Annotated in this window: 19 protein-coding genes and 1 tRNA gene; 11 read left to right on the top strand and 9 right to left on the bottom strand. The window is 60.0% G+C overall.

Annotated elements, in window-relative coordinates:
- Positions 1–4: 4 nt before the first annotated feature.
- From D8780_RS03050 to D8780_RS03030, 5 genes are all read right to left on the bottom strand, one after another.
- On the bottom strand, positions 5–1,432 hold the full coding sequence (locus tag D8780_RS03050; RefSeq protein ID WP_121644304.1) for an alkaline phosphatase D family protein: 1,428 nt from the start codon (positions 1,430–1,432) through the stop codon (positions 5–7).
- 293 nt (positions 1,433–1,725) lie between these two features.
- Positions 1,726–3,009: an O-acetylhomoserine aminocarboxypropyltransferase gene (locus tag D8780_RS03045; protein ID WP_121644303.1), complete on the bottom strand. Its 1,284-nt coding sequence runs from the start codon at positions 3,007–3,009 to the stop codon at positions 1,726–1,728.
- A gap of 343 nt (positions 3,010–3,352) precedes the next feature.
- On the bottom strand, positions 3,353–3,895 hold the full coding sequence (locus tag D8780_RS03040) for a CoA-binding protein (protein ID WP_121644302.1): 543 nt from the start codon (positions 3,893–3,895) through the stop codon (positions 3,353–3,355).
- Positions 3,892–4,341, bottom strand: coding sequence for a VOC family protein (locus D8780_RS03035; protein ID WP_121644301.1), 450 nt, complete (start codon positions 4,339–4,341; stop codon positions 3,892–3,894). Before D8780_RS03035 ends, D8780_RS03040 begins: the two co-directional genes overlap by 4 nt.
- On the bottom strand, positions 4,338–5,153 hold the full coding sequence (locus D8780_RS03030) for an enoyl-CoA hydratase (RefSeq protein ID WP_121644300.1): 816 nt from the start codon (positions 5,151–5,153) through the stop codon (positions 4,338–4,340). Before D8780_RS03030 ends, D8780_RS03035 begins: the two co-directional genes overlap by 4 nt.
- Before the next feature lie 94 nt (positions 5,154–5,247).
- On the opposite strand from D8780_RS03030, the gene D8780_RS03025 reads away from it, so the two are divergent.
- The 4 genes from D8780_RS03025 to argC all read left to right on the top strand — a co-directional run bounded on the left by D8780_RS03025 (position 5,248) and on the right by argC (position 7,941).
- Positions 5,248–5,688 carry a PaaI family thioesterase gene (locus tag D8780_RS03025; protein ID WP_121644299.1) on the top strand — a complete coding sequence of 147 codons (441 nt, stop codon included), beginning with the start codon at positions 5,248–5,250 and terminating at the stop codon, positions 5,686–5,688.
- A 227-nt stretch (positions 5,689–5,915) separates the two neighbouring features.
- Complete coding sequence (gene rplM, locus D8780_RS03020; RefSeq protein ID WP_121646326.1) at positions 5,916–6,377, top strand: 50S ribosomal protein L13; 462 nt, start codon at positions 5,916–5,918, stop codon at positions 6,375–6,377.
- A gap of 5 nt (positions 6,378–6,382) precedes the next feature.
- On the top strand, positions 6,383–6,868 hold the full coding sequence (rpsI, locus tag D8780_RS03015) for a 30S ribosomal protein S9 (protein WP_121644298.1): 486 nt from the start codon (positions 6,383–6,385) through the stop codon (positions 6,866–6,868).
- Between the two features lie 140 nt (positions 6,869–7,008).
- Positions 7,009–7,941 (top strand): N-acetyl-gamma-glutamyl-phosphate reductase, encoded by a 933-nt coding sequence (gene argC, locus D8780_RS03010; RefSeq protein ID WP_121646325.1) that lies wholly within the window; start codon positions 7,009–7,011, stop codon positions 7,939–7,941.
- Positions 7,942–7,951: 10 nt separating this feature from the next.
- Here argC and D8780_RS03005 read toward each other — a convergent pair whose 3' ends face one another.
- Entirely contained in the window at positions 7,952–9,082 is a 1,131-nt protein-coding gene (locus tag D8780_RS03005; RefSeq protein ID WP_121644297.1) for a COX15/CtaA family protein, read from the bottom strand.
- 105 nt (positions 9,083–9,187) lie between these two features.
- On the opposite strand from D8780_RS03005, the gene D8780_RS03000 reads away from it, so the two are divergent.
- Together D8780_RS03000 and D8780_RS02995 are read left to right on the top strand one after the other, a co-directional pair.
- On the top strand, positions 9,188–9,406 hold the full coding sequence (locus tag D8780_RS03000) for a DUF2842 domain-containing protein (RefSeq protein WP_121644296.1): 219 nt from the start codon (positions 9,188–9,190) through the stop codon (positions 9,404–9,406).
- A 136-nt stretch (positions 9,407–9,542) separates the two neighbouring features.
- Positions 9,543–10,715, top strand: a complete 1,173-nt coding sequence (locus D8780_RS02995) for a GNAT family N-acetyltransferase (protein ID WP_121644295.1) — start codon at positions 9,543–9,545, stop codon at positions 10,713–10,715.
- Positions 10,716–10,731: 16 nt separating this feature from the next.
- On the opposite strand, the gene D8780_RS02990 is transcribed toward D8780_RS02995, so the two are convergent.
- Positions 10,732–12,825 (bottom strand): GumC family protein, encoded by a 2,094-nt coding sequence (locus D8780_RS02990; RefSeq protein ID WP_121644294.1) that lies wholly within the window; start codon positions 12,823–12,825, stop codon positions 10,732–10,734.
- A gap of 173 nt (positions 12,826–12,998) precedes the next feature.
- On the opposite strand from D8780_RS02990, the gene D8780_RS02985 reads away from it, so the two are divergent.
- The 5 genes from D8780_RS02985 (at position 12,999) to D8780_RS02965 (ending at position 17,820) form a co-directional block, all read left to right on the top strand.
- Positions 12,999–13,562: a polysaccharide biosynthesis/export family protein gene (locus tag D8780_RS02985; protein ID WP_121644293.1), complete on the top strand. Its 564-nt coding sequence runs from the start codon at positions 12,999–13,001 to the stop codon at positions 13,560–13,562.
- Between the two features lie 25 nt (positions 13,563–13,587).
- Positions 13,588–14,715: a glycosyltransferase family 4 protein gene (locus D8780_RS02980; RefSeq protein WP_121644292.1), complete on the top strand. Its 1,128-nt coding sequence runs from the start codon at positions 13,588–13,590 to the stop codon at positions 14,713–14,715.
- A 92-nt stretch (positions 14,716–14,807) separates the two neighbouring features.
- Positions 14,808–16,352, top strand: a complete 1,545-nt coding sequence (locus tag D8780_RS02975) for an undecaprenyl-phosphate glucose phosphotransferase (RefSeq protein WP_121644291.1) — start codon at positions 14,808–14,810, stop codon at positions 16,350–16,352.
- 68 nt (positions 16,353–16,420) lie between these two features.
- A complete protein-coding gene (locus D8780_RS02970; protein WP_245412243.1) occupies positions 16,421–17,698 on the top strand; it encodes an O-antigen ligase family protein in 1,278 nt (425 codons plus the stop codon).
- 45 nt (positions 17,699–17,743) lie between these two features.
- A tRNA-Pro gene (locus D8780_RS02965) sits at positions 17,744–17,820 on the top strand.
- 123 nt (positions 17,821–17,943) lie between these two features.
- Here the strand turns inward: D8780_RS02965 and D8780_RS02960 are convergent.
- Complete coding sequence (locus D8780_RS02960; RefSeq protein WP_121644290.1) at positions 17,944–18,459, bottom strand: MerR family transcriptional regulator; 516 nt, start codon at positions 18,457–18,459, stop codon at positions 17,944–17,946.
- Positions 18,460–18,599: 140 nt separating this feature from the next.
- Positions 18,600–18,917, bottom strand: coding sequence for an integration host factor subunit alpha (locus D8780_RS02955; RefSeq protein WP_121644289.1), 318 nt, complete (start codon positions 18,915–18,917; stop codon positions 18,600–18,602).

Raw genomic sequence — 18,917 nt, 5'->3', positions numbered from 1 at the left:
GCGGTCAGACGGAGTGATCGACCGATCCCAGATCGAGCGGCTCGCTTGTTCCGTCCTCCTCCGTCTCCCACCAGGCTCTCCAACGGCCGTCCTTGCGCAATAGCCGCAGGTAATTGCGCTGGTCACAATAGGTCCGGGGATGGCCAGGCAGTGAACGCATTCTGATCGGGTGGTCCGGAAGCGGCGAATCGCCGAGCCAGGCGAGCGCGCCAAGTGTCCGTGCCCAGCCCCGTGGCGGCGGATCGTGCGTGATGCCCGATGCCACGAGCTGGTGGACCGTCCCCGTATTGCAAGCCAGAGTGCCGCGCGTCGCGAGATGGATTTCCCCGGAAAGGATGGTCACCTCCGTCCCCTCCTCATCCTTGGCTCTTACCAACCGCTTGAGCATTCTCGTCCACTCGGCGCGGTGATGACGGCTCTGCCATTGATCGCGCAAATCGTCCTCATACTTCTGCGCGCCTGGAATGACGTTCATCGTCGATTCCACGAGCGAAAGCCGAGGGCCGAGGACAGGGATGGTCGAAACGAAGAGAACCCGACTGCCGGCAGCTCTCTTCAGCGACTCATCGAAGCTGCGCCATCCTTCCTCGGTCATGACGCGATCCGGTCGTCTTTCCGAGCGGAAGTCTGGGATGACGACGTGGAGTCCCGGCAATTCGACATGCATGCCGAACCCGCTTCCAGCGCGCTCCATCATTGTCTCGGGAAGATCGTCCAGCGTCGAGGCCTGCTGAAAGAGCAGAAAGTGCTCGCGCGCCACCTCGAAGACGGTCTGCCCAACAGGCGAATCCAGCTTCGCTTCGGCAAGGGAGCCCCACCCATCGCAAATGTCGTGATCGTCCCACATGGAAAGGGTCGGCACCGACCGGAGCAATGATTTCGCCTCGTCATGGCCAAGCAAGACGAGATAGCGGGCGAAGAGCGAACGAGAGAGCGCTGTTCGGATGTTTTCGAGATCTTCGGCGGTTACGTCGTTGCCGGCATAGTCGTCATCATCCTCCCAGCGGCGTGTGGCCGGATGAGCGTCCAAAATTTCATCGGCATAGATCTGGTCGCCGCCCTGAAGCAGGAGGTGAAGGGGCGCAGCTTGATGTTCGGTCTTCAGGCGCGACCAGAGCGTATTGCGATCTTCCCGCTTGCGATCGAGATCGCCCTGCTCCTGCCCGTTGCAGGACACGAAGGCGATACGCATCTCGTCGCCCTCATAATCGGTCGCCACGGAAACGCGTGCGCCATCCAGTTCATACCATCCTTCCGTCAAACCGATCGGAAGGTCGAACAGATAGCGGTCGGCGACAACGCCGTAACGCGAGAAGATGACCCGCGCCGGCCATTCGCCGTCCTCTGTCAGCAATTTGGCGCTGGCTTCCTCGCTCGAGCGGAAGACGAGAAGCGCAAGCCGCACACGGTCCTCAACGACGCCGCGCATCATCAGCAAAGGTTCGAGACGATCGGCAGCCTCACAGATCCGTTGATCGGAAGGAAGGCCTTCTTTCGATTGGCTATCGCTCAGCGTTCTGCTCCAAAGTCCGAATTCTCGTCCGGACGAACAGATAGGGCGTCAACACAGAGTGACACCGTCAGAAACGATCCGTATCCACCAAACTTTTGTTCGTTCCCGAGCCCCTATGTCGGGAGACAAATCGTCGCCGGCGGGAAGGCGTTCGCCGCCCCATCCCGCCGGCGCCATCTATGCATCAAGGCGATGTGGCAGCGCCCTGCGGATCAAGCCTTGGCGAGCGCCTGATCCAGATCGGCGATGATATCGTCGACGCTCTCGATGCCGACGGAGAGGCGAACCACCTCATTGCCGGCTCCTGCCGCCGTCCGCTGTTCGTCGGAGAGCTGGCGATGAGTGGTCGAGGCCGGATGGATTACCAGGCTGCGCGTATCGCCGATATTGGCGAGATGGCTGAACAGTTCGAGCCCCTCGACGAATTTGACGCCCGCTTCGTAGCCGCCCTTCAGTCCGAACGTGAAAACGGCCCCGGCGCCCTTCGGCGCGTATTTCTGCTGAAGGGCATGGTTCGGTGATTCCTCAAGACCGGAATAGTTCACCCATTCCACCTTGTCGTGGGCCTTCAGATGCTTGGCCACGGTCAGCGCATTTTCGCAATGGCGCTCCATACGGAGAGGTAGCGTTTCGATGCCAGTCAGGATCTGGAAGGCGTTGAACGGGCTGATCGCCGGACCGAGATCGCGCAGGCCGAGCACACGGCAGGCGATGGCAAAAGCGAAGTTGCCGAAGGTCTCGTGAAGCTTCACGCCACCATATTCGGGGCGCGGCTCTTTCAGCATCGGATATTTGTCGGACGCGCTCCAGTCGAAGGTGCCGCCATCGACGATGACGCCGCCCATGGAATTGCCATGTCCCCCCAGAAATTTCGTCAGGGAGTGCAGGACAATATCGGCGCCATGTTCAAGCGGGCGGCAGAGATAGGGGGTGGCCATCGTATTATCGACGATCAGCGGAATACCCGCCTTTTGCGCGACGGCGGCAACGGCTTCGATATCGGAGACCGCACCGGCGGGGTTTGCGAAGCTCTCGATGAAAATAGCCTTGGTTTTCTCGTCTATGAGTTCGGCCATCGTCTCGGGCTGATCGACATCGCCCCAGCGTACCTCCCAGCCGAAATTCTTGAAGGAGTGACCGAACTGGTTGACCGAGCCGCCATAGAGTTTACGCGCCGCGACGAAATTGTCGCCTGGCTCCATGATGGTGTGGAAGACGACAAGCTGCGCGGCATGGCCAGAGGCCACGGCAAGAGCAGCGGTGCCACCCTCGAGAGCGGCAAGACGCTCTTCGAGGACACCCTGCGTCGGGTTCATGATGCGGGTGTAGATATTGCCAAATGCCTGCAAGCCGAAGAGCGAAGCGGCGTGATCGGCGCTTTCGAAGACATAGGATGTCGTCTGATAAATCGGCGTCGTGCGTGCGCCCGTGGTGGCGTCCGGCTGTGCACCCGCATGGATCGCGAGGGTCGAGAAACCAGGCTGTTGGTCGGTCATGATAATTCTCCGAAATGAAATCGGCGCGACATTGGCGATCCGATGCGCCCTTGTCCAGCCAGACGCAATTCATCCACGCTCTTGTCATTTTGGTGTTACATCACCACCTTAGATAACGAAGCGAAGATGGATTGCGGACCACGGAAGAACTGGCCGCGCCGCTGAGCAATATTTCCGAAGGTCGCGATTACGACCGCCATGAAGCGTTGCAACCGTTAACCTTTTGTTAACCATCTTAGCGCATCATGATGTTTCGGAAATGGACCGAGCCACGGATGTAATGGCCGGCCCTCTCCTTAAAGCGGGTTCGCAAGAGCCCGCTTTTTGCTTTTCCCAACCTCTGTTAGCCGCGTCTTATACCGAGGCTCTGGACCTTATGCCCGGAGACCGGCTTTTTCGACGACAGGACGCGGCTGTTGACCCCACTCCAGCTGATTTCACCGGAAAGACGGGCATACTCGATCTTCGGGCAGCGGTTCATGATGACAGTGATGCCGGCGTCCTCAAGGCGTTTCGCGCTTTCATCGTCGCGCACGCCAAGCTGCATCCAGACGAATTGAGGCAGCCGCTCCATTGGAAGGATTTCGTCTGTGATGCCGGGAACGGCATCAGGCGTGCGGAAGATATCGACCATATTCGGCGCGGCCGGAAGATCTGACAGGCTGGCATAGGTCATCGCGCCGCAAATCTGCTTGCCGGCCTGGCCCGGATTGATCGGCCAGACCTCATAGCCCTTGTCCAGCAGGTATTTGACGACAAAATAGCTGGGCCGTACCGGATTTGCTGAAGCCCCGAGAACCGCGACGGTCTTCGTTTCCGACAACACCCGGACGATCAGTTTCTTGTCATACTGATCGTGCGAAGCGGTATCAAAAGCATCTCTCATTCGGGTAATTCCATCTGGCCGTCCTTATCGAGAGGCGCGAACGGGTTGTGCGCCAATTCCCAGAGGTGGCCATCGGGATCGGCGAAATAACCCGAATAGCCGCCCCAGAATACTTTTTCGGGCCGTTTGGTGGCCTTCGCTCCGATCGACACGGCATGATCGTAGGCGGCATCGACCTCCTGCTCGGAATCGAAGTTGATCGCGAGCGTCACACCGGAAAAACCGCCACTCGAATTTTCGACACGCGCATCGTCGGCAAGGGCCGAGCGGCCGAACAAGCCCAGTTTGGTGCCATCCATATGAAAAAAGGTCACGTTTTCATTGGAGGCAGAGGATTTGCTCCAGCCGAGCTTTTCGTAAAAGGCCGTCGAGCGAGCGATATCGGCGACACCGAGCGTGACGAGCGTCATCCGTGGCGGAAGAGGCGGCGTCGCAGCCATGGTCATTCGTCCTTCCACTGCGGTGTCCGCTTTTCGACGAATGCACCAATCCCCTCTTCCGAATCCTTCGCCATCATGTTCTGAACCATCACCCGGGCCGCGTAATCATAAGCATCGCTCAGCGGCATTTCCGTCTGCTGATAGAACGCCTCCTTGCCGAGCTTCAGGGTGAAGGACGATTTCGAGGCGATCGTCTCGGCATATTTCTGAACGACCTGACCGAGATATTCCTTCGGCACCACACGATTGATCAAGCCGATTTCGCGGGCGTGGGTGGGCTCCGTCATTTCGCCCGTCAGCAGCATCTCCATGGCGTGCTTTCGGTGAACGTTGCGGCTCAGCGCAACCATGGGCGTGGAGCAGAACAGGCCAATATTGACGCCGGGAGTCGCAAATCGCGCCTCTTCCGAAGCGATGGCGAGGTCGCAGGACGCGACAAGCTGACAGCCGGCGGCCGTCGCCACGCCATTGACCTCGGCAATCACCGGCACCCGAAGCTTGACGATCGTCTGCATCAGATCGGAGCAGCGCAGAAACGTCTTTTCAAAGAAGGCGCGGCCCTGATCCGCTTCCTGGCGGGCCGCCTGCATTTCTTTCAGGTCGTGCCCGGCACAAAAGACCTTGGCATCGGAAGCGAGGACAACCACGCGAACACCCTCGTCGCCCGCAGCCTCTTCGAAAGCCTTGGTCAGTTGTCCCATGAACTCCAGGCTGAGCGCATTGGCCGGTGGCCGTGCCATGGCGATCCGGCGCACTCCGCCCTCCTGCGTCACCCGCAATGTCGTTGCATCGTTCTCGATGGTCAGAACCTCTCCCATTCGTCGCTCCCGATACTTGGCCCTCTGGATAAGGGCGGAAAGATTGCACCGCCTTTAGCGGCCAAGATAGGGTGCCGACAACAGGGAGACAGGGATGGCGAAACCGGAGAACGACCTCAAACCCGTACTGGGCAAGGACGAGGTCCAGCGCATCATGGCCGAGGGTTTTGGTAAATATGCGAGCGACTTTCCTTATGAGGTGTTGACGGTCGAGCCGGGCGAAGTGCGCATCCGTTTTCACGCCGAGAAGAGGCATCTGCGCCCCGGCGGCACGGTCTCTGGCCCCGCCCTCTTCGCTCTTGCCGATATTGGTGGCTGGGCCTGCGCCCTGTCGCATGTGCGCGGCGATCCACTGATCGTCACCACCAATGTGAACATCAATTTCATGCGCAAGGCCGAAGCCGGCTCGATCGAGGCGATCTGCCGCATCATGAAGGCCGGTCGGTCGCTATTGGTCTTCGAAGTGGAAATGATCTCCCAGGGCAAACTCGCCGCCCACGCCACCGGCACATATGCGATTCCGCCGCAAAATTGAGGCGGTAAAATAATACCATAATATCTAAGTCATTGATATCACATCAATACAGCAATTTTACCGCGGATAAAGGCGCTTGACCTTCACTGTCGGCTGCCGTAATGACCCCGCATCGATGGCTCGGCGCTCAATGTCCGGGCCATTGTTTCGTTCGAACATGCATCAGCATGGGCGAATACAAGCAACAAGAAACGCCGGCCCGTCGCCGGTTCTCAAAGGACGAAACCATGAAGACCTTTTCGCAGAAGCCTGCGGAAGTGACGAAAGACTGGATACTGATCGACGCTGAGAACATCGTCGTCGGCCGTCTGGCCTCCATCGTCGCCAACCGCCTACGCGGCAAACACAAGCCGACCTACACGCCTCATGTTGACGATGGCGACAACGTCATCATCATCAATGCCGACAAGGCCGTGTTCACGGGTCGCAAGTACGAAAACAAGAAATATTACTGGCACACCGGCTATCCCGGCGGCATCAAGGAACGCACTGCCAAGCAGATGTTCGAAGGCCGCTTTCCGGAGCGCGTCGTCGAGAAGGCCGTGCAGCGCATGATCCCGCGCGGGCCCCTTGGCCGCCGCCAGATGAAGAACCTCCGGGTCTATGCCGGTGCCGAGCACCCGCATGAGGCGCAGCAGCCGAAGTCGCTGGATGTCGCCGCCCTGTCCTCCAAGAACAAACGGGTCTGACCGAAATGGCCGAACTGAACTCTCTCGAAGAACTGGGCGAAGCCATCGGCGTCGAAACGACGACCGAGAACTCTGCACCGGTTCATGTCCAGAAGCTTGACGCTCATGGCCGCGCCTATGCGACCGGCAAGCGTAAGGATGCGGTAGCCCGCGTCTGGGTGAAGCCGGGCTCCGGCCGCATCACCGTCAATGGCAAGGAATTCGGCGAATACTTCGCTCGTCCCGTGCTTCAGATGGTGCTGCAGCAGCCGATCGTCGCGGCCGAACGTGCCGACCAGTACGATATCGTCGCGACCGTCACTGGTGGCGGCCTGTCCGGTCAGGCCGGTGCCGTCCGTCACGGCATCTCCAAGGCGCTGACCCATTACGAGCCGGCCCTGCGCGGCGTGCTCAAGAAGGGTGGTTTCCTGACCCGCGACAGCCGCGTGGTCGAGCGTAAGAAGTACGGTCGCGCGAAAGCCCGCCGGTCCTTCCAGTTCTCCAAGCGCTAAGCGTTTTTGGAGCAGACTCTTGGACAAGGCCGGCTCTCGCAGCCGGCCTTTTCTTTTGCAACCTAGATATCAGCGGCATCGCTTGCATGGCGAGCGAAAACACGTATCTGCCACCCATCGAGACAGCGGACGGACGAATCATGACTGCGAAGATCTTCATCGACGGCGAGCATGGCACCACTGGGCTGCAGATTCGCGAGCGCCTTGCCGAGCGCGACGATCTGACGCTGCTTTCGCTTGCGATGGAAGACCGGCGGGATGCGGGTAAGCGCGCCTCACTTCTTCAGGAAGCCGACATTGCCATTCTTTGTCTGCCAGATGATGCAGCCCGCGAAGCCGTTTCGCTGGCAGAGGGAAAAGGCACACGGTTCATCGATGCGTCCACCGCACACCGGACTGCGGATAACTGGGTTTATGGCTTTCCGGAACTGACGTCCGGGCAGTCCGAGCGGATCGCCGCCGCCGAGCGCGTCGCCAATGTCGGATGCTACGCCACAGGCTCCATTGCCTTGCTGCGGCCGCTCACGGAAGCGGGCCTGCTGCCGCGCGACTACCCGCTGACCATCAATGCGGTTTCCGGCTATAGCGGCGGCGGAAAGCAGATGATCGCGCAAATGGAAGACGCGTCACGCGAGGCCGCCATTGCCGCCAATCATTTTGCCTATGCACTGACGCTTTCGCACAAGCATCTGCCCGAGATCATGATGCATGGCGGGATAACCAGAAAGCCGATCTTCACACCGGCGGTCGGACGATTTGCGCAAGGCATGCTGGTCAATGTGCCGCTGCATCTCGACCTGCTGGGCGATGACGTCGACATGAAGCGTCTCCATACCGTGCTTTCCGATCACTATGCAGGCGAAGGAGGAAAAGTGGAGGTCGCGCCGTTTGGCGAGGCCGATACGCTCGGCCGTCTCGATGCGGAAGAGATGACGGGCACCGACCGTATGCGCCTCCATGTCTTCGGCACGAAGGGCGCCGGTCAGGTCAATCTGGTCGCATCGCTCGACAATCTCGGCAAGGGCGCTTCCGGCGCCGCAGTGCAGAACCTCGACCTGATGCTCCGAGGCTGATTGCGGCCGCTCAAGCGCTCGCGGCGGCCCATCCGCTGTTTTCCGGCTCGACCTCGACGCGCGTCTGCGAGGGATAGGATCCCTTCGTGCCGCGCCAATGCGCTGCGCTCCAGCCGAGGACGATCAGCGCCAGACCCTGATGGGTGAGTGCGGCGTGGATGGGAACAGCCCAGAGCAGAGTGACCACACCCACCGCCATTTGCGCCAGTACGAGAACCAACAATACCGCGGCACGCCGTGCATGAGTCGAATTACCGCCCTGGAAACCGGCGATCGCGTGCCAGATGACGGCGATGAAAACCACATAGGCGCTGACCCGGTGGATAAACTGGACGGCCTTGGGATTCTCGAAAAAGTTGCGCCAGAGGGGTTCGAGCGTATCGAGCCCGGACGGTATCCATGCGCCGTCCATTCTCGGCCAGGTGTTGTAGGCGAGGCCGGCATCGAGCCCGGCCACCAGGCCGCCGAGGAAAATCTGGATCAGGACAAGAAAGACCAGCAAACCCGCCGCCCTCTGATATCCGCTGGACGCCTTCACGTCGCTATGCGGCGCAAGGCCCCGCGCCACGACCATGGTTGCTGTGAAGATCAGACAGGCGGTCGTCAGATGAATGGCGAGACGATATTGCGAAACGTCCGTTCTTTCGGTGAGGCCTGATGCGACCATCCACCAGCCAATGGCGCCTTGGAGCCCTCCCAGCAAAAAGATGCCGATCAGCCTCGGCAAGATGCGCTTTTCCACCTTGCCGAGCGCCCAGAACCCCACCAGTCCCGCCGCGAAGACCAGACCCACGCCACGCGCCAGAATCCGGTGCGCCCACTCCCACCAGAAAATCGTCTTGAACTCGCCGAGGCTCATGCCGGCATTGATTTCGGTATATTCCGGAATCTGCTGGTACTTCTCGAACTCCTCCTGCCACTCGGCCTGGCTCAACGGCGGGATTACGCCGTGAATAGGCTGCCATTCCGTGATCGACAGGCCGCTATCGGTCAGGCGCGTGGCACCCCCGACCAGCACGAGCGCGAAAATGAGAGCGAGAACAAGATAAAGCCAAGTGCGTATCTGCGCGCGGTTTCTCTCTTCCTTGCGGATCGCAGCCACAGGATCGAAGTCACGGGCGGTTAGGGAAGAAACGGCCATGGCCGGGCAATCCTTTCGGCAGGGCTGAATTGTGCGGGTTGTGCCGCAGCGCGAAATGGTTTTCAAGCCGGGGCACTGTTCGCTCTCATATCACAGGCCTGTCCCATGCGTCCCAATCTGCGCACTCTGGTCGGTTCCATCCTCCTGATTCTTCTCACGCTGGTCTATGCTTGGCTGACCGTTGCGGTGGCCTCAGCGCGGCTGGCCGAATCGAGCGGCCTGACCCATCTGATCTTCTTTGCGACGACCGGCCTATTCTGGATATTGCCCGCCATGTGGGTGGTGCGCTGGATGTATCGTCCGCGTGGGAAAAACAGAAATTAGAAGATCAATGCGGGCGGAAGGGGTTCACCGTCCCCTTATCTGCCTGTTCTGCGACACCATTACTTCAGGAAGAATCAGTTAGCGTGGTGTGCGAACCGGTATCGCGCATCCGTGCGCCCATTTCTAATCGAGCGGCATGATAAACAACGACAGCAAAGCATCGAAGCTCTTTGCCAAACGCGGCAAGACCGGCTTGAAGGCTCCCTTCTGGCGCATATTGGGCGGCACGGACGGGCATGCCTTTCACCGCGCTTTCGCTTCCAAGGCCATCGCTTATGGCGCGCCGCAAGGTCCGTTCTGGGCACGGACATGGGGTGAAATGCACGGCTGTCCGATATTCTACGCGGTGCTGTACGACCAGAAGCAGCCGCGCCTGTCGCTGCCTCTACAGGTCAGCCGCCGACGTGGCATTGAGGTGGCCCATTTTCCCGGCGGTTCACACGCGAATGGCAGCTTTCCCGCGCTTGCAGAAGGCGGATGCGGCGATATCGATCCAGCCACTCTCGCAGAGGCTCTGCGAGCCAACGGCCATCGCGTGGATGCCCTGCTTCTTGAGCGGATGCAGCCGCAGATGAGTGGCCGATCCAATCCCCTTCTCCCCTTCGCGACGAACCAGAGTGTGGATCCAGACCTCGCAGCAGACGTCGAAGGTGGGTGGGACGCATGGATGAAGCGCAATGCCGGCAAGAAGAAGCGAAAGAAGCACCGCCAGGACCATGATGCTTTCGCCACGATCGGTCCCGTCAAGGTCGAGGTCGTCCAAGGGGCTCCGCAGATCGCGGAAGCCCTGAACAATTTTTATGCGATGAAGGCGCGCCGCTTCGAGCAACTCGGCGTCAAGGACGTCTTTGCAGAGCCGCGGATCCAGTCCTTCTTCCAGCGTCTCGCACTGAAAGAAGTGGCTCTCGACCACCCGTGCTTCGATGTCACCGTCCTGTCCGTCAATGACCGACCGATCGCCATTGCAGGACACAGCCTCCTGCCGGATCGCATGGTGTGCGAATTTTCCGCGTTCGAGCCGATCGAGACGGAGGTGCGTTCCGTCAGCCCCTCGCTCTACATGCACCATGAATCCATTCAGCGCGCCGCCGAAGCCGGCTATCGTTACTATGATTTTTCGGTCGGCGACGAATTCTACAAGCACCATTGGTGCGATACACGCACCGAGTTGTTCGACATCGCATTGGGCATCACGATCACAGGGCGGGCGCACGCCTTCGCCCATAGGGCCGCAGCAAAAGCCAAGCGGAAGGTCAAGTCGAACGCTTCGGCAATGAAGATCATCAGGCGGATACGGCCCGGCCGTTAAACAGCCGGAGCCGAGCTCAGGCGCCTTCGAGCTCTTCGGCCTGCTGCTTCAGTTCGGTGCAGGTGGCGATGGTGAAGTTCCGGAATCCCGCCCGGTGCAATCGCCGAACGTCGGCTTCGATCAGGCGTTCGTCAGCCTCCATCACGGAAATGACGATTTCCGCGTCGTCGCAGCGCAATTTGTCGATTCCTTCGGGATCAGCGGCGCCGGCTTCGATGAGGACCATATCGAACACATCTTCGAGCGCCTCAAGCACCTCCGGCAGTCTATCGATCTGCTTTGCAGCTTCGGCCGGAGCGGCCTGCCCGAAAGGCAGGACGGAAAGAGCGGAATAGCGATCACCGCGCACGGCCCGCGAAAGGGTCGCCTTGTCGGCAAGAACGTCCATGATGCCCAGCGCGTCCTCGCCATCAAGCAGCGGGGTGGATGCCGCCGCGCTTTCAGTCAGGTCAACGAGGATCGCCCGTAGGCCGGCATCGGCGAGCGTACGAGAGACCGCAATGGCAACAGCGGCGGCATCATCGCCTTCCGGGCTCACGAAAACCACGCGCGAAGCGCCGGTACGAGCAAGGATCGCCACCGTCTCTTCGGCGGTGGTTGCGACCGCCACATTCGGCTCCGAGGCAGCAGGTGCAATATCCGCCGAAGCGGGAACGAGCCCGGGCGACACTGCACCTCTGCGGCTGCTACGAGCCGACGGAACGGCATCCGCGGCAGAATATTCGGATTCTTCAAGCCGTTCTCTTTCCGATATCACGACGCCGGAGGGCCGCAGCGCGCGGCCGCTCATCAGCGCAGTCAGCAGTACCGCCACGACAGCCAGAAGAAGACTTCCCGCGAAGGCCGCCCCGATAATCGGCACAGGCTTCGGGAAAACCGGCGAATTTGGAACGGTCGCACGCGAAAAGATGCGAGCATCAACGGGCTGATAGTCCGCCGCATCGCGTGATTGCGCAGCGCGATAGCGTGCCAGATAGCTTTCCAGAAGATCACGCTGGGCAGCCGCCTCGCGTTCGAGAGCCCGCAAGCCCACTTCATCCTCGTCGACCCTCGCAGATTCAGCCTTCAATCCCGCAATGCGATCGGTCAGTTCCTGCTCGCGCAGACGGGCGGTTTCCGCTTCCGCTGCCAGAGCATTGGCTGCCCTGCGCGCCTCGGCCGTGATCTGACGATCGAGCTGTGCTAACTGGCTGCGGAGCCCGCGCATTCGCGGATGATTATCCAGAAGGCGGGAGGACAGTTCAGCAATGTTGCCCGTCAGTTCGCCCCGGCGATCCTGCAGGTTCTGAACCACCGGCGATTGCAGGACGGCCGGAAGGGTATCGATCCCCTCCCCTCTCTCTATGGCCTCGCGCACGCCACGAGCCTGCGCGGCGGCGTCCGAGGCCTCGGCTCTCACACGGGTCAATTCGGCCGAAAGGTCCGACAATTGCTGGCTGGCAAGATTTCCGTTCGAGCGTGTCGAGGGAATGTCCTTCTCGGCACGGTAAGCCGCAATCGCCCCCTCAGCCGCCTGAACACGGTCCTGCAGCTCTTCGATCTCGGGGGAAAGCCATGCGGTCGCCGAAGCATTGTTCTGCGCCTTCGCCTCGGCCTGCACGGCAATATATTCATCGGCCACTGCGTTTGCCCCGGCTGCGGCAAGTTCCGGGTCTTCGGCCGTGAATTCGATCACGATGACCCGCGAGTTCGCCACACGATAGACGCCTATGTGCTGGCGCAGACGCTCAAGCGGATCGGTCTCCTCATGCGGCAAGAAGGGTAGCAACGGCTTATCGCGGAATTCATCGTTCTCGGCCAGATTCAGCCGATCGATGACATTGCTCAAGACCTCGGTCGAGGTGGCCAGCGCCACCTGGCTCTCGACGGCCTGTGCATCGAGCGCGCTTTGATCGGCCGCATTCGGACGCGTAAAGACACTTTCGCCCGTCTCGACGATCAGGCGGGCTTCGCTCCGGTAGCTTTTGGGCAGGACCAGAACGGCGAAAACCGCCAGTGCGGTACAAAGCAGGATGGCGAGAACTATTTTCAGTCGATGGACCCAGAGGGCGCCAAACAGCGCTCCCATATCGAGGTCGACATCCTGCTGATGTTGAGAAACCTGACGCATATCGCACTCCGAATAGAGCACTTAAGGTAAAGAAGGGTGGTTTCGGAGCGGTTAAGATCGCGGGTGAACCCCTAAAACCTGCCGCATTTTACCTGCTCTTAACCCTAAGAGAAGGATAACGGTTGTGATCCGCCACTTGTAACGAGTGTGGCGTGTGTGTGGGACCGTTTTCAATGCTGCCAAACCGTCTGTTTCTGCTCTTGATCGCCGTCATATTTTCGGTGACCGGCTGCTCGCACTACAGGCCGGCGCCGGCGGCCTTCCACGCGGCGTTGCAGGAGCCCTACCGCCTTGATTCTGGTGATACGATCCGTCTTCTCGTTTATGAAGAAGCCGATCTGTCGCAAAGCTATGCCGTCGATCAGGCCGGCTATGTATCCATTCCGCTTGTTGGCAACGTCCCTGCCCGGGGACGGACAGCCCAGGAGCTGGAACTGGATATCGCCGCCAGGCTTGCCGACGGTTTCCTGCGCGATCCGGATGTTGCGGTGGAGGTCGAGCGCTATCGCCCGATCTTCGTGATGGGCGAAGTTGGCGCCGCCGGGCAGTATCTCTATGTACCGGGCATGACAGTGCAGAAGGCGATTGCCGCATCGGGCGGCTTCAGCCCCCGCGCCTATCAGGGCTCGGTCGACATTACGCGATCGGTCAACGGAGAGATCATGACGGGCCGTGTTCCCATTTCCGATCCCCTTTTGCCCGGGGACACGCTCTATGTGCGCGAAAGGCTCTTCTGATCCTCTTCCTAGTGACGGCAGGCCAATGCGCATCGTTCACTGCTTCCGTTCGCCCGTCGGCGGCATATTCCGCCATGTCCGCGACCTGGCGCATCAACAGGAACTGATGGGCCATCAGGTTGGTATCATTTGTGATTCCAACACGGGGACCGCCTTCGAGAACCAAGCATTGGATGATCTGGCCTCGCAGATCAGCCTTGGTGTTCACCGGTTCCACATGCAGCGCAACATCAGCCCGAGAGATCTAATATCGTTTCTCGATACCCACCGACACCTCGGAAAACTGAAGCCCGACCTGATTCATGGCCATGGCGCAAAGGGCGGTGCGTATAGCCGGATCTTGGGAACATTGCCTCGCCTCGGCGGCCGGCCACTGCGATTCTATTCGCCTCATGGCGGGAGCCTTCACTATGACGAAGCGACACGAGAGGGAAAGTTCTTCGCGCGAGCGGAGCGGCAGCTTTCACGGATCTGTGACGGAATCTGCTTCGTCTCTGAATATGAACGGCAGGCATTTCTGCGAAAGGTGGGCAGGCCGCGCTGCGCAAGCCGCCTCGTCTATAACGGCGTTTCAAGAGCGGAGTTCGAGCCGGTTCCTCTCAATGGCGATGCGGCCGACTTCCTGTTCATCGGCATGATGCGGGACCTGAAAGGACCGGACCTTTTCGTCAACGCCTTCTCCAGACTTGTGGAGAACGATACGGCCAGACAGCCTCGCGCTGTCATGGTGGGAGACGGGCCTGACCGTCAGGCGCTCGAACAGGCGGTGGCCGAGCGCGGCCTGTCGCACCTCATCCGCTTTCGCGATCCGATGCCGATCCGAGAGGCAATGCGCCTGGCACGCCATGTCGTACAACCCTCAAGGGCGGAAGCGCTTCCCTACACGGTTCTCGAAGTCCTTGCGGCGGGCCGGACAATGATTGCCACACTCGTCGGCGGAATACCGGAAATTCTTGGTCCGGATTCGATTGCCCTGATGGCACCGAATGAAGCTTCGATCGCCGATCGCATGGCGGCGCTACTTGCCGCGCCCGAGCGGTTCGCGGCGGCAATGCCGGATCGAGAAATCATGCAGGACCGGTTTTCGCTGGAGGCGATGGCGACCGCAATCATGGCGTTCTACCGCGAACAGCAAGAGACAAAACGGAGCTGAGGTCGTCAGGCCGGTCAGACGTTCAAGGCTTTCTAACCATTTTTATGGCATGAAAGGAGCCAAATGAGCGATATTCTGACTGATAGACGAGCATGAGTCCGACCGATCCAACCGAACGCTTCAGCCGGGAAGCCGTGCGACGCGCCACGGTCGAGCCACCTTCGCTCGACCCGGAACGGGGACGTGCGCTGAACGCAATTGCACGCACCGTGGCGGCCCAATATCGGCAAGACAGCATTTCGCCGGGCATGATCGCAGGCCTTGTGCGCCTGCTCGATTTCACCGTCATCAGCTTGGTCGGCATTCTTCTCTATTTGCTCCAGATCGGCGCGTCAGCCGAAACGGCGACCGAATATCTCGTCCTCATTGTGGGCGGTGCCGGTGTCTGTCTCATCACGCTTCATCTGGCGGAAGCCTATGAGATGATCTGGCTGCGACGTCCGTTCGCCGTACTCAGCCGCATTATGCTGGCGGTCGCCGCGGCCTTCGCCCTCATCGCCCTGGCAACGTTCTTTCTGAAGATTGGCAATTTCTACTCCAGATTCTGGTTTGCCTCCTGGGCGACCGTCACAGTGCTGTCCCTTTTCGGAGCGCGCCTTGCCGTCAGCCGCCTGATCATGCGCTGGTCGCGCAACGGCCGCATCGAACGGCGCGCCCTCATCGTCGGCGGCGGCGATCTGGCCGAAAAACTGATCCGGCAACTGGAGAATTCTCCCTACAACGACATCCGCATTTGCGGCATTTTCGATGATCGGGATGATACGAGAAGTCCGCCGGTCGTCGCGGGCTACCCCAAGCTCGGAAATATCGATAATCTGGTGGAGTTCGCCCGTATCGCGCAGGTGGACATGCTGATCGTGACGCTACCGCTGGTCGCGGAACGCCGGGTTCTCTCGATGCTAAAGAAACTCTGGGTCCTGCCGGTCGACATTCGTCTGGCATCACACTCGAACGCGCTTCAGTTTCGGCCGCGCTCCTACACCTATCTTGGCGATGTCCCGACACTGGCGATTTTCGACAGGCCCATCACCGACTGGAACAACGTCGCAAAGCGAATCTTCGATATCGTCTTCTCGCTAGCTGGCCTCATTCTGTTTTCGCCGATCATGATCGCCACCGCGATCGCCATCAAGCTGGATAGTCCCGGCCCCGTTCTCTTCATGCAGAAGCGTCACGGCTTTAACAATGAAGAGATCAACGTCTTCAAATTCCGGTCCATGTATGCCGATCAATGCGACCCCACGGCCCGAAAGGTCGTCACCAAAGGCGATCCGCGTATCACGCGCGTCGGCCGTTTCATTCGCAAGACCTCGATCGATGAGTTGCCGCAGTTCTTCAATTCCCTGTTCGGATCGCTGAGCCTGGTGGGCCCCCGCCCGCATGCCGTCACCGCTCAGGCGCATGACAGGCTCTTCGGAGAGGTCGTAGACGGCTATTTCGCGCGGCACCGGGTCAAGCCCGGCATCACCGGCTGGGCACAGGTCAATGGCTGGCGCGGAGAGATCGACACGGAAGACAAGATCCAGAAACGGACGGAATTCGATCTCTATTATATCGAGAACTGGTCGCTGCTGTTCGATCTGAAGATCCTGATGCTGACCCCCATCCGGCTCTTCAATACCGAAAACGCCTATTGATGGTGGCCGGCGCCGGAGCCCGAACCGTTTCATCTTCACGCGGCATCACGCTGCCCGCGGTGCACCGGATGGCGGCACAAAGGCACCTTCTCAATCTTGCTGCGAAAGCGGCGATTGGGCTGGCGGTTCTGCTGGCCGGCTTCGTCAAATTCGAACCGGCACCCTATGAACTCTACATGGTGGTGCTGATACCGCTCTGGGCCCTGTTCGGCCTGCGGCTTTCGGTCTCAATCGCACCGCTGGTCGTGCTGTTGATCACCTTCAACGTGGGCGGAATGCTCTCCATGCTCGTCATGGACAAATTGTACAATACGCCGCTCTATCTCGCCGTTTCGCTTTTTCTTGCATTCAGCGCGATCTTCTATGCCGCTGTCATTCGGCAGAGGCCAGACATATTGAAAACCATCATGATCGCTTGGACGCTATCGGGCGTGGTGACGTCTATTCTGGGCATGGCGGGCTTTTTCGGCGTGCCCGGTCTCGGGCTGTTCACCCGATACGGCCGCGCAACCGGTGTTTTCGAAGATCCGAACGTTTTCGGCCCGTTTCTCGTACCGCCGACTCTCTACCTGCTCCACCGTGTCGTGACGGGCCCGGTCCATGCCATGGCCGTCCGGGCTATTCCGCTCATCATTATCGTTCTCGGCATCTTTTTCTCGTTTTCCCGAGGCGCATGGGGGCTTCTGGTTATCGGCGTGGCAATGGAGCTCGGGCTCTTATTGCTGCACCATCGGTCCGGTCTTTTCCGATTGCGCATTCTGATACTCGGGCTGGCGGGGGTCGCGCTTCTCGGCATCAGCGTGGCCGTGGTTCTGCAGATACCTGCCGTGTCCGAACTCTTTACCGTCCGCGCCCGGCTGGTTCAGGATTATGATGGCGGGCATCTTGGCCGGTTCGACCGGCATATACTGGGCTTCAAGCTCGCATTGGAAAAGCCGCTCGGCATCGGCCCTCTCAGCTTCGGGCGCATGCTCGGCGAGGATACCCATAATATCTGGCTGAAGGCCTTGATGGATTACGGCTGGCTCGGCTTTGCCAGCTGGTTCCTCATGATCGTCCTGTCGCTCGGCGGTGGCCTCAAGATCATGTTCCGCGAACGCGCCTGGCAGCCGTTTCTCCTGATCGCGTGGGTGGGCCTTCTCGGCCACACCCTGCTCGGCTTCATCATCGATACCGATCACTGGCGGCACTTTTATCTGCTGCTTGGCATGGTGTGGGGATGCATCGCGCTGGAGGCGCGTTTTCAGGCGGGCACCCTAGACGCCGAGGGAAAAACGATCGGGCGCCCCGCACCGCCGCCATGGACCAACCGCCGCGTCCGCAAGATCGAAGAGCAACAAGCCTGATTTCCCCTTGCGCGGTCTGGCCAAGCCACGTAGAAGGCAACCGCTCGGAGCGTAGCGCAGCCCGGTAGCGCACTTCACTGGGGGTGAAGGGGTCGTCGGTTCGAATCCGGCCGCTCCGACCATTTGCCGAGCAGAAGCAGAGCCATCTGACCCTCGATGCCTCGGCACATGATCATTGCATAGTTTTCGCGCCTGACGGCGCTGGCGCCTTTGGCGGGGGTGGCCGGTACGAGGCCGTTTGCGCTCTAGCGTGTCTGATCCAGCATACGCTTGCATTCCAGCAGATCGAACAGCGTCTCCTGAAGCAGTTTGCGGTGATTGTCCGACAGGCTGAGGCCGCTGCCCTTCCCGCCTGCGCTTCCATCCTGCGTATGCCGGCCCTTGGCCTCGCCCAGAAGTGGATCGGCTGCCTTGGCTGCAGCGCTCCGTCCACGATCGTTCGCCGCCTGCGCCTTGCGTGCGGCAACGGCCTGAAGCGCCTCGCTGTCGCCGGCGCCGATCGCTGCTACCTGCCCGACGCCGCTTTCCTTCAATATTTTTTGAACGCCCTTGATGGTGTAGCCTTCATCATAGAGCAGATGCCGAATACCCCGGATCAGATCGACATCCTGTGGACGATAATAGCGGCGGCCTCCGCCGCGCTTCATCGGCCGGATCTGATTGAAACGTGTTTCCCAGAAACGAAGAACATGCTGGGGCAGATCGAGATCGTCCGCCACCTCGGAAATCGTTCGAAATGCATCAGCGGCTTTTTCGGCCATAAGCGATCTTCCATCGGCACGAATTGTCGAATCGGCCTTCTATGAAAGATCAGCGACTGCGCGGGCGCAAGCGGCCGGGCCCAACGTCCGGTGGATGAAAGCAAGGACTGCCGCCGGCATCAACGACGCCGGCAAGGCGATCAATTCTCGCCGCTCTCGCCGCCATGACCGTCAAGAATGCGCTGTTTCAAGACATTCGACGCTTTGAAGGTCATCACGCGGCGGGGAAGAATTGGCACCTCCTCACCCGTTTTCGGGTTACGGCCGATCCGCTCATTTTTGTCGCGGACCTGAAAGGTCGCGAAAGAGGAGAGCTTGACCGTCTCGCCGCGAACGATTGCGTCGCAGATTTCGCCAATGACCTGCTCGACGAGCTGGCCTGATTCCGAGCGTGAAAGACCGACCTGGCGGTAGACAGCCTCGGCAAGATCAGCACGTGTAAGTGTACGCGAAGCCAT

The sequence above is a fragment of the Notoacmeibacter ruber genome, assembly GCF_003668555.1.
Taxonomy (GTDB): domain Bacteria; phylum Pseudomonadota; class Alphaproteobacteria; order Rhizobiales; family Rhizobiaceae; genus Notoacmeibacter; species Notoacmeibacter ruber.
Note: the sequence above shows the minus strand (reverse complement) of the source record. Positions and strands in the feature narration are given on the sequence as shown.